This is a genomic window from Paenibacillus sp. N119s (assembly GCF_059447605.1).
Genome location: NZ_JCAJRU010000001.1, coordinates 58637 through 71500, shown reverse-complemented (window position 1 = coordinate 71500; position 12864 = coordinate 58637). Strand labels below are relative to the sequence as shown.

Sequence of the window (12864 nt, the reverse complement as noted above, 5' to 3'; positions counted from 1 at the left end):
CTCATTTCATCCTTTTCATTCGTTCTGACAACTACTTTACAGATCAATTCTAAGAACTTTATAAGGATTGAAATATTAATGTTTCAAACTTTATGCATTCAAGCAGTATTCGCTATAATGGATACAGTGATGTAGGAAAGGAATGTAATCATGAAGAAGGTTATCGTAATCGGAGCAGGAATTCTAGGGGCATCGACAGCATATCAGTTAGCAAAAATGGGGACTAATGTCATTCTGGTAGACCGCAAAGATAAAGGACAGGCTACGGATGCAGCTGCTGGCATTATCTGTCCCTGGCTATCACAGCGACGCAATCAAGCTTGGTACCAGCTAGCCAAAGCGGGCGCACGTTTTTACCCCGAGCTGATTGAAGAACTCAAAAGCGAGGGAGAAACAGAAACTGGCTATGCTCAAGTTGGAGCTCTCAGTATTCATGATGATGTAGAGAAAATCCAAAAAATGCAGGAACGGGCACATTTGCGTCATACAGATGCACCGGAAATCGGTGAAATTACGCAACTCACTGAAAAGGAAACCCATGAACATTTTCCTTTACTAGTAGATCGATATCGCTCCGTTCATATTAGCGGTGCCGCACGTATAGATGGTCGTGCGCTGCGTGATGCGTTGATCCGATCAGCACAAAGAAATGGGGCAACCCTTATCTATGGGGATGCTGTGCTTCAATATGATTCCGATCATGTAACCGGAGTAACGGTTGGTGGAAACAACTTTTCGTCTGACGTAGTCATTGTTTGTGCTGGTGCATGGGCAAATCAACTGATGCTGCCTTTGGGCATTCGCTTTAAGGTTAGCTTTCAAAAAGCACAAATCATGCATTTACAGATCCCTGAAGGGCAAGATACAGGCACCTGGCCTGTAATCATGCCGCCTTCTGATCAATATTTGTTAGCTTTTGATCAACAGAAAATCGTCATAGGGGCGACTCACGAAAATGAAATCGAAGGATACGATACAAGAGTAACAGCAGGCGGGATGCAGGAAATCCTAAATAAAGGTTTAGAATTAGCACCTGATTTAGCAAATAGTACTTTTCAGGAGGTAAGAGTTGGTTTCCGTCCTTTTACACCTGGTTTTCTACCGGTGCTTGGAGCTGTTCCTGGCTGGAACGGTCTTATAGCTGCCAATGGGCTTGGAGCATCCGGACTGACCATGGGGCCCTTTATTGGAAGTCAGCTGGCAAAGTTAGCACTTGGAATGGCTTTGGATATCAACATCGATAATTATGATATTCAAAATGCTATTGATGAAAATTGATTCTTCAAGGTAGACAACACTAGATAGCATAAGAAGCCGCTATACTGGCGGCTTTTCTAATAATATAAGTTCTTTTTCTGGCCCAAAGATAGAGTTTATGTCGAATTTTATGGTTACTCGTTTCTATTTTAATCTTAGACCTAGTAAAACTCCGCTACGTAGGAACAAGATTAGTGACACACCGAAACAAATCACAGAAAACAGGCTAACGGAAATAAAACCACCGTTGTGCGCGTATAGCATTCCTGCTGTGAAAGAGCCAACCATCGTTCCAAAATACATACAAGAATTGGCAAGTGATGAAACTGTTCCGCGTGCTGTGGCAGACAAGGTTTGAAGCATACTCATCATAAGCGGAAAAATCATTCCAAGGATAAGGAAGATCAGAAAATATGTAATTTCGACATAGGTCACACTAGGTAAAGAGGGCAGAAGCAAATAAAGCAGGCCGATAAAAATTACGCCATAGATCAAAGAATGCTTAGGACCCACTTTGTTAACTAGGCTGCTCCCAAATAAGCTGCTGATCGTATTTCCTAAACCAAGGAATAATATCACCGTACCAATATCTGCAACATTGAGGCTGAATTTGTCGGACAGCCATGTGCCAATAAAAGAGAAGGCAGCAAAATTTCCGAGTTGGAACAGGAAGTAGGCCAGAAAAGCGACCTTAGGTGTTGAGCCCTGCAGCAATAAACGATATCTGTTCCTAATCGAGGGAGCCTTTTGCTTCTGCATAGAAGGAGGTAAGGCGGGCAAGAGAACAGCAGTCCAAATAACGATCAGGAAGGTGCAGCAACCAATCATAATAAAGGGTGTTTGCCACCCGGCGGTTGCGAGATAGCTGCCAATAGGAACGCCTAGCATTTGGGAAAAGGCTAATCCTGCGGTGGCAACTCCCATGGCTTTTAACACTTTATGTGGTTGAACTAATTGAGGAATGGCTGCCCAAACTTGAGGTGAGGCAAAAGCGGCACTAATGCCAGCCAATAAGCGAAAAGCAATCATGGTCCAAAAATCAACGGCAAAGCCGCAAAGTAGAGTGAAGATACCGAAACCAAGCAAACCGAACAGCAGTACTTTTTTTCGATTCCATGCATCTGACAACGGTCCTGCTATTAAGGCAAACAGAGCATACCCTAAAGCATAGGCTGAAACGATCCAGCCCGATTGTTCGATAGAAATACCGAAGCTTTCACGAAGAATAGGTAGAAGAGGCGACACAATGAACGTATCCGTACCAATGAAAAACATAATCAAGAAAAACAAGGTGACAATTTTACTCAAAACGAAACCCTCCATTTGTTCTAATGTTCGAATATTTTCGAATAATAGAAATATAGCATTCCAATATGCTATAATGCAACTATAATTCTTTATTAGGCAGGTGAACGGATCTTGAGAACGCTGTATCATCCTAACGTAATAGAAATTACTTTACCTACAGTTTTATATGCACTCAGTGACCCCATTCGGCTTAATATCATCCAGATTTTAGACGAAAAAGGGGAGCAATCCTGTAGCTCGATAGATATTTCAGCTCCAAAGTCAACCTTGTCTCATCATTTCAAGGTTCTTCGGGAATCAGGGGTTATTCATACGAGAATAGAGGGAACCCAGCGCTTTATCTCTATCCGTTACGATGATTTGAATGAACGCTTTCCAAGCTTGCTGTCGGCTGTACTGACGGGCTTGAAGCGATAAAAGACAAAGGTCTAGTTAGCATAATACTAACTAGACCTTATTTGTTGAAGGACAACCCTATATACTTATAAGTTGCCGCTTATTTTGCAGCTAGAGGGAAGCTAGTCCTTCTAAACGTCATTCATCATGTCGTTGAGATGCGAATTCTCCAACGATTGTGTTAGGGTTTGCATATTTTTCAAGTAGTCGATTTTATAGATACAGGAGTATATCACATTTAATACATAGTCAAAGGCAATTTGCGATGAAAATGTACCGATCTTGGCATGCTTTACTTCGTCATTAGGCACCTGGATACAGATATGGCTTAGTCTGGCCAATTCACTTTGATTGGTAGCTGTAATTGTGATAAATGGAATATTTTCTCGCGCAAAATGTCGTGCCGCTTTAAAAAAAATCGGTGACTTGCCATGATAAGTTAAAAATATAGCGCAATCCTGAGACGTTAGATTAGCCGTATGGTAAGCCCATTCAGACAGCTCCGTGGCTATAACCACGTATTTGTTGATTTTTATTAATTTATTCTGAAAACTTTTCGCTCGGATTTGTGAATCGCCTAACGCATATATAAAGATCCTATCCGCTTGATTCAGCAACTGGGCCGTTTGTGACAGCAAGTTATCACCCAAGAAGGTAAAGTTTTTTTCAATCGTTTCCTTCATTAGCTCTGCAATTTCTTTCGCCACTTGTAGTGGGGTTTCATCAAATCCGAATGGATAGTTGGGGTCTACATTGGAAATATTCTGGGTATCCTGCTGAAATTCCAGAGCAAGTTTAATGGTAAACTCCTTGAAGCCGGATAGCCCAAGTTTATGAATTAATCGATTAATGGCTGAGTGTGAAGTATACGTAGCTTTGGCAAGCTCCTGAATATTTAAATGCAGAATCTTTTCCTTATGGGCCAAAATATAGGAAGCAATGCTTTTTTCGTTTGGTGTAAAGTTTTGCATTTCAGATAATTGCATCAGTATTTTCAACAGGTTCCCCCCGGTTCAATAGAAATATCATTTTACAAAAAATGCAAAGTAAACATTTTGTTCAAAAACAAACCGTATTACTAACAACTATTCGGTTGAATGTACCATTTTGATGGCAAATTCTTTACGTTTGACGTTCTTTTACTATAATAAATGAAAAAGAGTCTAGGGGGAATTAATATGCTTACCATCGGTTACATTGGGAATGGCAAAAGCACCAATCGGTATCATCTTCCTTTTTCATTGAGCAGAGATTATTTGAAGGTAAAGACGATCTACGCCCGTAATCCAGATAAAGGGGAGTGGGGGAAAACCCCTGGCGTGCAGTATACAGATCATCTTGAATCTCTAATGAACGATAAGGAAATTCAGTTAATTGTTATCTGTACACCAGTAGAATCGCACTACACGTATGCGAAAATGGCACTCGACCACGGAAAAAATGTACTTGTTGAGAAGCCTTTTATGTTGACGAAAGAAGAAGCTGTGTCCATCTTCCAATATGCTAAAGAGAAAAATCTGATTATACAGTGCTATCAAAATAGACGTTATGATTCGGATTTCCTCACTACAAAAAAGGTTATTGAATCAGGAAAACTCGGTGATTTGTTGGAGGTAGAGATGCATTTCGATTATTATCGCCCTGAGACTCCTAACTCCACCTCTCATTTTTCCAAACATAACAGTTACCTGTATGGACACGGCGCTCATACCATTGACCAGGTTCTTTCCTATTTTGGGAAACCTGACACGATCCACTACGATGTTCGCCAATTGCTCGGTTCCGGAAGAATGAATGACTATTTTGATCTGGATTTTTATTATTCCTCACTCAAGGTATCCATCAAATCCAGCTTTTTTCGTTTAAAAGAGCGGCCGAGTTTTGTGGTATACGGCAAAAAAGGTGTTTTTATAAAGCAGACAAAGGATCGTCAGGAAGAGCATCTTAAATTATTCTATCTGCCTACGGGACACTCTGATTTCGGCCTTGACCAGCCTGAGCATTATGGCATCTTAACATACCTGGATGATGATGGTCAGTACCATGAAGAAAAAGTCGTTTCAGAAAAAGGAGATTATGCCCGGCTGTATGATGATCTCTATCAATCGATCATACATGGCAAGGAAAAAGTGATTAAAGATGAAGAAACCATAACTTCAATGGAAATACTTGAGAAGGGCATAGAGGAGTGTAATTAGAATGAAATTGGGAATTGTCGGAGCAGGAATAATCGTAGGGGATCTATTGAGCTTTATTCAGGAAATCCCGACTATTTTATTAAAGGCCATTTGTTCTAGACCTAATCATGAAGAGAAGTTATTGGATTGGCAACATAGGTATGGAATTCCTCAGATTTATTCGGATTACCGCAAAATGCTGATGGATAATGACGTGGACACTGTCTACATTGGGTTGCCTAATCATCTTCATTATTCATACGCCAAAGAAGCTTTATTGAGTGGTAAACATGTCATTTGTGAGAAGCCGTTTACATCCAATTTGCAAGAATTTCTAGAGCTAAAAGAAATTGCTCAGCAAAGAAAATTGGTATTGGTGGAAGCCATTACGAATCAATATTTGAAAAATTATTTGTCCATGAAGGAGTATCTGCCTAGACTTGGCGAGATTAAAATCGTGGAATGCAACTATTCTCAATATTCTTCCCGGTATGAGGCTTTCAAAGAGGGGATAATCCAGCCTGCATTCAATCCGGAAATGTCTGGGGGAGCCTTGATGGATATCAATTTATACAACATTCATTTTGTTGTTGGTTTCTTTGGGAGCCCTAAGAAGGTGGAGTATTGGGCGAACATGGAGCGTGGCATTGACACCTCAGGTATATTGCTGCTGGATTACGGCGATTTCAAGTGTGTTTGCATAGGTTCAAAAGATAGTACGGCCCCTAATGCTGTGAACATTCAAGGCAATAAGGGCTATATCCATATGGCGAGTTCAGCTAATGTATGCAATTATTTTGAATACACTCCTAATAAGGAAACGCCCATCCAGGTGGACCTGAAAGATCATTCGCATCGTATGTATGACGAATTCGTTGAATTCGACCGTATCATCCGAGAAAATGATTTAGAAAAAGTCTCGGATATGCTTGAGCACAGCGAAAAGGTTATGAAGGTCATTGAGGAGGCCAAACAGTCGGCGAATCTCGTATTTGGTCCTGATAGACATGATCTTTAATGCTTTTAGCTGAAATTGAGGAAGCAACCCGCTTAAGCTGCTTTTGACTCATGAATGTGAGAGTAGCACCCTCTATTGAAATTTTTATTTGTTACAACATATGCCGACACAAAATAATTGAACCTAGGCAAATGCGATTTGAGATTAGAAATCTCAATGGTCTGATTCGAATAGTTGGGCGAGAGAAAATGGATGAATGGAATATGATGATTGATATGAACAGCAGAGGGATTTTGTATGGAATTTCGGCTGATTTGCCTGTGATGCGGCGAGAACAGAAATCGGGACACATCATTAAGTTGTCTTCTATTGCTGGACATAATGTCTATCCAGACAGCACTGTATATTGCGCGATTAGGCATGCAGTCAAGAATTGATGGGATACTTTATTTTCAGAGAGTCATACCAGGTAAAATCATCGAATTTATACGAAAATGATTTTACCCGGTATGACGTATTTAAGATCAATAGCATCAATCATAGCGTTCTAACTATAGTCTATCCCCTAATGAAACTTATATCTCAATCACGAGGAAGTCTCTTTAGTTAAAGTAAATAATTGAGATGAGAAATCATATTTCTTCGCAATATTAAAATCCAGGTTGGCCTTACATGGTGGGGTGAGGATAAGTCCGATGTTCATTAATTCGCTGCCTGTAAAACGTTGGCCCAGTTCTTCCACGTAATATACTGCCATTTCGTCCAGCCCGGTGAGCTTTAGCCGTTCATAAGCTGCATTGGGACGCGACAGCACCTGGTACCAGCCGACGAGAGCATGCTCACGTTCTGCATCAATAGTCATCCAAGCTGTCTCATTTTTTTCAAAAGGACTTTGCAGACGGTAAAACGTTCCCTGGGTAATTAATCGACGGTGGTGTTTATACACTTGTATCTGTTTTTTGATTATTTTGCACTCTTTCTCGGTCAAAGCCAATGGATCAAGTTCATAACCGAATACACCGAAGTAGGCGACATTTGATCTGGTTTGCAGCGGTGCGGTTCTGCCTACCTGGTGGTTCGGAATGGTTGACACATGAGCACCCATACTGCTAAGCGGATAGGCCATGGAAGTGCCATACTGAATCTTGAGACGTTCAATAGCTTCGCTATAGTCGCTCGTCCATGTTTGCGGAGCATAATAAAGCATTCCTGGGTCAAACCGCCCCCCACCGGAAGCACAGGACTCAAACAAAATATCAGGGTGTTTGGTAATCAGCTTCTCATACAAAGCATACACGCCTAAGACATAACGGTGGAAAAACTCGCCCTGTCTTTCCTTACCTAAAGGTAATGAATAAGCTTCTGAAATGCAGCGATTCATATCCCATTTTACGTATTCGATTCGAGCAGAGGAGAGCACGTCATCCATTAGCTTGAACAGGTAATCCACAACAGGTGGCTGGGAATAATCAAGAACAAACTGATGTCGTCCATGCTTGCGCTTGCGACCGGGTGTTCCCACAACCCAGTCCGGATGTTCTTTCATAATATGAGAGTCGGAATTAACCATTTCCGGTTCGAACCAAAGACCGAATTTCATACCGAGCTCATTGATTTTCTTTGCCAAATTCGAAATTCCGTTCGGTAGCTTTTCACGGTTTTCAAACCAGTCACCGAGCGAGGTGGTATCATTATTTCTTTGGCCGAACCAACCGTCATCTAAGACAAAGAGTTCAATCCCTAGTTCACTTGCTTTTTTAGCCATATCCACTATTTTCTGCTCGGTAAAATCAAAGTAGGTTCCCTCCCAGTTATTGATCAATACAGGTTTTTCTCGGTCTGCCCAGCTACTACGAATTAAGTGTTTATTGTACAGGCGATGGAATGCCTGGCTCATGCCGTTCAAACCGCTCTGTGAATAGACCATAACTGCTTCAGGCGAATAAAAACATTCTCCAGGCTTCAGAGTCCAGCAAAATTTTTTAGGATGAATACCGAGGCTCAGTCGAGTCGTTGAATAGCTGTCCACTTCTGCCTGGGCAAGAAAGTTCCCGCTGTAGACGAGATTAACTGCATAAACTTCTCCATGGTGTTCCTGAGACCCTCGTTTGGCAAGCGCAAGGAATGGATTATGAATATGGCTACTAATTCCCCGTGTGCTCCCAATGGACTGAACGCCTGGTCTGAGTGGTGTACGTTCTACATGTCGTTCCCTGCCCCATGCCCCAGACAAATGAATAATCTCATATTCGGAGTCTGGAAGATCAAGGCTCATGCTCATGAGACGGTTGACTTTCAGAATACTATTTCCGGAATTCGTAATGGATATGGATCTCGTGATTACAGGCAGTTCGCTAAAGATAGTGTAAGCAAGCACGGCAACCGCTCCTGTAAGGGAATCGGTCAGCGTGATCAGGAGTGTCTCTGCTTCATCTGCTTCCTTACAAAACGTAGCAGGGAGATGGGGGATTTTAGGTTTCCCTGTGATGACTTCATAACGGTCAAAGATGAACTCCATTACATGAGAACCGTCCTCCTGTATGATCTCAACGGCTGGTTCTCTATAGTCTCCACTTCCTGAAGAAGGGAACTCCTGCTTAATGCTTTCCAATGATGTGACCAAGTCGCCGTCAAACTCACCGACAGACACGGAGCGGTAGCTTCGTTCAATAAAACGGTCATATTGACCTAGGTACTCTATTTTTTTGCCATAATATAAATGCTCCAATTGTCCGTTCTCCATGACACGGAAAAGATAACTGCAATATTTGTTCGTTAAGTGAAATGTACGTTCTTTTGGGTTAACTTGTATACTAGCTATGTACATAGCCCCTTTCAAAATATAAAACCCTGTTGAAAGCGTTATTATTGAACTCAGCATAACAAAGCCAGTGATAGAAAAATACATTACTTTTTTTAAGTGAAATATGGGGAAAACAAAGAACCTTTTAAAATAGTTTTAGTTAGATTCTATCTTTTTTCTAGATATTTATCATTCTTAACTTATACTATACTGATCAATTAATAAACATAGATTTTATATTGGGGAAAGTACGGGAAGGTTGTGATTGGAAGAAAGCTCTTCTTTTTAACGAAGCTTTAAAAATATGATGTGTACATCTCCCAACGGATATAGGGGTCATTTTCTTTGATTTTACTATATTAATCTGTGATAATCTCAGTATATGAAAGCGGTTTTTTTTGCTATTGTAAATTGTTGTTTTTTTTCTGCATGGTATTTTTAACGAATGTAAAAAGACTACCTTTACGGGAGGAGAAACCGTGCGGCGTGCGTGGATTTTATAATTGCTTTTATTCCAGCCATCGGTTGGGGAGTCATGCCGATTTTGGCGCATATGACTAAAGCCAGTCCCTGGGAACAACTGACAGGTACCGTTATTGGTGCTGTTTTGATTTCCCTGGGCTTGTATATCATTCACCCAGCCTCAATAGCACTGGTTCCTTTTGTGGTAAGTTTTATATTCGGTATTTTCTGGACCACTGGACAATTGCTCCATTTTTATTATTTTCAAAAAGTGGACGTATCCATCACCATTCCTGTCATTTGCAGTCTACAGTTGATAGGGACGACGCTATTTGCCACACTGATCTTGGGTGAATGGATAACAGGATATCAAAATGTAACACGCTTTTCCGGGATTGACAGAGGTAGGGTTGCATGAGAAAATGTACGCGCGTACATAAAATGATTGGAGGTGAGCGATATCGTTTCGCGCAAGGAAGTAGCAGAACTCGCTGGCGTGTCCGAAGCGACGGTGTCTCGGGTATTGAACGCGACCGGTCCGATCAAGGAAGATACGCGAAAAAGGGTCCTGGACGTTGCCAATCAACTTGGATATGTTCCCAGTGCATTGGCCCGCAACTTTGCCCGAAGCAAAAGCGGCCATCTTGGTGTGGTTATGCCTTATGTCCCGAAGGCGCACCTGTTCTCTGCCTATTTTTTCTCCGAGATGCTGAGCGGCATCGGCAACAAGGCCAGAGACAGCGGGCTTGATCTGCTATTATTGTTCCGAAAGCCAGGGGAACGGATAGACTACAGCAGTCTTTTCCGCCAGCAAAGGGTCGACAGTTGTATCATTCTTGGAGCAAAAGATGACCACGATGAGGTGGAGGCTCTGAGGAAACTTCAGGAAGAGGGGCGGCCGTTCTGTGTCATGAATCACCATTTTGAAGGACAGTCGTTCTGTGAAGTGGATGCAGACCATGTAGAAGGAAGCCGGGTGGCTGTAAGTCACCTCATTGAGCAGGGATGCAAGCGGATAGCCTTTCTCAACGGTCCGGATATCTATTCCAACAGTACTGAGCGATTGAAGGGTTATCTCATCGCGCTTCAGGAGGCTGATATTGAATATGACCACGAGTTGGTTCTGGAAGGGAACTACAGTCGCCGAAGCGGGCTCGAAGCGTCGGCTACAATTCTAGATAAATTAGATAATATTGATGCCGTATTTGCAGCGAACGACCGGATGGCCCTCGGTGTAATGCAGGGTCTCCGTGAACGCGGGCTGGCAGTTGAGCAATTCCCAGCGTTTGTGGGCTATGACGATTCGGATGCAGCTGAGATGGCTGTTCCGCCGCTAAGCAGTGTCCGCGTACCTTTTTATGAGATGGGGGAGCTTGCAGCCTCGAAGCTTATACCCGGCTTTCAGGATACTATTCCGGCTCTGGAACTGACAGGGGGCGACCCGATCAGAGAACTCCTGTCCACAGCGCTAATTGTTAGGGCGTCATCCATTCGTCAATAACAGCATACATCAATAAATTCGTTGAAACTCATACCCATAAGGAGGATCACGACATGTCTAAACGTCTTCGTATTGGAATGGTTGGCTACAAATTTATGGGCAAGGCTCACAGCAACGCTTATCGTAGTCTACCCATGTTCTTCCCAGACGCTCCGCTGCAGCCAGAGATGTCCGTCATCTGTGGACGTAACGAGCAGGGGGTTCAAGCAGCTGCTCACCAGTTCGGCTGGAGCGAGAGTGTTACGAATTGGCGTGATCTAGTGAAACGTAACGATATTGATCTTATTGACATTAACGCCCCGAGTAATGCCCATAAGGAAATTGTCATGGAAGCTGCTCTCCATGGCAAGCATCTGTTTTGTGAGAAGCCGCTTGCGCTTTCCCTGGCAGATTCCCGTGACATGCTGGAGGCAGCAGAGAAAGCAGGGGTCAGTCATATGATTGGCTTCAATTATCGCTTTTCTCCGGCTGTCCAACTGGCGAAACAGCTAGTCGAAAGCGGCCGCCTAGGCAAGATTTATCATTTCCGTGCCTTTTTCCTTCAGGATTGGATCATGGACCCATCCTTCCCGCTGGTATGGCGGTTGCAAAAAGAAGTGGCCGGTTCTGGCTCTCATGGCGATCTTGGCGCCCATTTGATTGATCTCGCTCGGTTCCTGGTTGGCGAATTTCACGAAGTCATCGGCATGAGCGAGACGTTCATCAAACAGCGCCCGCTGGCTTTGGAGATGAGCGGATTGAGCTCCAAAAGGAGTGCCGAGGCCAATGCACCGATGGGAGAAGTGACGGTCGATGATGCCACGTTATTTCTAGCACGTTTTGCCGGAGGTGCGCTGGGCAGCTTTGAGGCCACACGCTTTGCTGCTGGACATCGGAGCACAAATTCATTCGAAATCAACGGTAGTCTGGGCAGTGTACGGTTTGACTTTGAGCGAATGAATGAGCTGGAAGTGTATTTCACACAGGATGAGGAAGGTGTTCAAGGCTTCCGCCGCGTGCTCGCCACCGATCCGGCACACAAGTATTCCGAAGCCTGGTGGCCTGCAGGACATACAATTGGATTCGAGCATACCTTCACCCACGAGATGCTAGAGATGTTGAGTGCTATCTCCGAAGGACGGCAACCTTCACCAAACTTTCATGACGGGGTCGCTTGCCAGGCCGTGCTTGAAGCAGTAGAACGATCTATAAAGGAACGCCGTTGGGTATCCATTGAAGAAATGTAGGTTAACAACACATTCCGAAAGGTGAGTGGATTACAGATGCGCAAGGCACTGATTGTATGGGGTGGATGGGACGGACATGAGCCGGAGCAGGTGTCAGCTATTTTTGAACGTATTTTAAAGGAAGAACAGTTCGAGGTAGAGGTATCTAATAGCCTTGACGCCTACCAGGATGCGGAGAAACTGCTTGGCCTCGACCTGATCGTTCCCATGTGGACTATGGGCCAGATTGAGCAGGAATTGGTCAATCATGTATCAGCAGCAGTTCAAAGCGGCGTAGGTCTGGCAGGCTGCCACGGTGGCATGTGCGATGCCTTTCGGAACAACGTAGACTGGCAATTCATGACAGGCGGGCAATGGGTTGCACATCCCGGCAATGACGGGGTGGAATATAGGGTGAACATTAAGCGAGGCTCCAGCCCGTTGCTGGACCACATTGAGGATTTTCAAGTCAAAAGCGAGCAGTACTACCTCCATGTAGACCCTGCGGTTGAGGTGCTGGCAACCACACGCTTCCCAGTCGTTCCGGGACCTCATTCAGCCAATGGACCAGTGGATATGCCTGTTGTATGGACAAAACGATGGGGGAACGGACGCGTGTTCTACAATTCGCTAGGTCATCACGCAGATATCATAGATATACCTCAAGTGACCGAGATGATGCGTAGCGGGTTCCTGTGGACTGCAGCTGGCAAACAGGCGGCGGTCAACCGTGATAGCTCCCTGACAGAGGCATATACGGGGATGGCAGACAGCCAGCAGCAGTAGCGTGAAAGGAT

12 protein-coding genes are annotated in these 12864 nt (G+C 43.7%); 9 read left to right on the top strand and 3 right to left on the bottom strand.

The window, feature by feature from the left end; translation table 11 throughout:
* Positions 1-150 precede the first annotated feature (150 nt).
* On the top strand, positions 151-1278 hold the full coding sequence (locus AC5V8P_RS00380) for an NAD(P)/FAD-dependent oxidoreductase (protein WP_064797125.1): 1128 nt from the start codon (positions 151-153) through the stop codon (positions 1276-1278).
* 123 nt (positions 1279-1401) lie between these two features.
* On the opposite strand, the gene AC5V8P_RS00375 is transcribed toward AC5V8P_RS00380, so the two are convergent.
* Positions 1402-2565 carry an MFS transporter gene (locus tag AC5V8P_RS00375; protein WP_064797126.1) on the bottom strand — a complete coding sequence of 388 codons (1164 nt, stop codon included), beginning with the start codon at positions 2563-2565 and terminating at the stop codon, positions 1402-1404.
* A gap of 111 nt (positions 2566-2676) precedes the next feature.
* Here AC5V8P_RS00375 and AC5V8P_RS00370 point away from each other — a divergent pair, with 111 nt between their 5' ends.
* Positions 2677-2982 carry an ArsR/SmtB family transcription factor gene (locus AC5V8P_RS00370; protein WP_063210458.1) on the top strand — a complete coding sequence of 102 codons (306 nt, stop codon included), beginning with the start codon at positions 2677-2679 and terminating at the stop codon, positions 2980-2982.
* Between the two features lie 110 nt (positions 2983-3092).
* Here AC5V8P_RS00370 and AC5V8P_RS00365 read toward each other — a convergent pair whose 3' ends face one another.
* On the bottom strand, positions 3093-3959 hold the full coding sequence (locus tag AC5V8P_RS00365) for a MurR/RpiR family transcriptional regulator (protein WP_063210456.1): 867 nt from the start codon (positions 3957-3959) through the stop codon (positions 3093-3095).
* Positions 3960-4139: 180 nt separating this feature from the next.
* Between AC5V8P_RS00365 and AC5V8P_RS00360 the strand changes: the two genes are divergently transcribed.
* The 3 genes from AC5V8P_RS00360 (at position 4140) to AC5V8P_RS00350 (ending at position 6533) form a co-directional block, all read left to right on the top strand.
* Entirely contained in the window at positions 4140-5159 is a 1020-nt protein-coding gene (locus tag AC5V8P_RS00360) for a Gfo/Idh/MocA family oxidoreductase (protein ID WP_064797127.1), read from the top strand.
* A gap of 1 nt (position 5160) precedes the next feature.
* On the top strand, positions 5161-6156 hold the full coding sequence (locus AC5V8P_RS00355; protein ID WP_063210452.1) for a Gfo/Idh/MocA family protein: 996 nt from the start codon (positions 5161-5163) through the stop codon (positions 6154-6156).
* 188 nt (positions 6157-6344) lie between these two features.
* Positions 6345-6533, top strand: a complete 189-nt coding sequence (locus AC5V8P_RS00350) for an SDR family oxidoreductase (RefSeq protein WP_231116869.1) — start codon at positions 6345-6347, stop codon at positions 6531-6533.
* A 149-nt stretch (positions 6534-6682) separates the two neighbouring features.
* On the opposite strand, the gene AC5V8P_RS00345 is transcribed toward AC5V8P_RS00350, so the two are convergent.
* The gene (locus AC5V8P_RS00345) at positions 6683-8917 is read right to left on the bottom strand and encodes an alpha-galactosidase (protein ID WP_063210450.1); all 2235 of its coding nucleotides are present in this window, start codon (positions 8915-8917) and stop codon (positions 6683-6685) included.
* Positions 8918-9389: 472 nt separating this feature from the next.
* Here AC5V8P_RS00345 and AC5V8P_RS00340 point away from each other — a divergent pair, with 472 nt between their 5' ends.
* The 4 genes from AC5V8P_RS00340 to AC5V8P_RS00325 are packed head-to-tail and all read left to right on the top strand — an operon-like array spanning position 9390 to position 12853.
* On the top strand, positions 9390-9779 hold the full coding sequence (locus tag AC5V8P_RS00340) for a GRP family sugar transporter (protein WP_081276822.1): 390 nt from the start codon (positions 9390-9392) through the stop codon (positions 9777-9779).
* Between the two features lie 27 nt (positions 9780-9806).
* Positions 9807-10862, top strand: a complete 1056-nt coding sequence (locus AC5V8P_RS00335) for a LacI family DNA-binding transcriptional regulator (RefSeq protein WP_081276823.1) — start codon at positions 9807-9809, stop codon at positions 10860-10862.
* 53 nt (positions 10863-10915) lie between these two features.
* Entirely contained in the window at positions 10916-12088 is a 1173-nt protein-coding gene (locus AC5V8P_RS00330; RefSeq protein ID WP_063210448.1) for a Gfo/Idh/MocA family protein, read from the top strand.
* Positions 12089-12124: 36 nt separating this feature from the next.
* Positions 12125-12853, top strand: coding sequence for a ThuA domain-containing protein (locus tag AC5V8P_RS00325; RefSeq protein ID WP_064797130.1), 729 nt, complete (start codon positions 12125-12127; stop codon positions 12851-12853).
* The last annotated feature ends 11 nt before the right edge of the window (positions 12854-12864 follow it).

What these genes read in the sequence shown, in the direction of transcription:
- AC5V8P_RS00380 (WP_064797125.1), top strand. Translation starts at nt 151, where the DNA reads ATGAAGAAGGTTATCGTAATCGGAGCAGGAATTCTAGGGGCATCGACA.
- AC5V8P_RS00360 (WP_064797127.1), top strand. Translation starts at nt 4,140, where the DNA reads ATGCTTACCATCGGTTACATTGGGAATGGCAAAAGCACCAATCGGTAT.
- AC5V8P_RS00355 (WP_063210452.1), top strand. Translation starts at nt 5,161, where the DNA reads ATGAAATTGGGAATTGTCGGAGCAGGAATAATCGTAGGGGATCTATTG.
- AC5V8P_RS00350 (WP_231116869.1), top strand. Translation starts at nt 6,345, where the DNA reads ATGGATGAATGGAATATGATGATTGATATGAACAGCAGAGGGATTTTG.
- AC5V8P_RS00330 (WP_063210448.1), top strand. Translation starts at nt 10,916, where the DNA reads ATGTCTAAACGTCTTCGTATTGGAATGGTTGGCTACAAATTTATGGGC.
- AC5V8P_RS00325 (WP_064797130.1), top strand. Translation starts at nt 12,125, where the DNA reads ATGCGCAAGGCACTGATTGTATGGGGTGGATGGGACGGACATGAGCCG.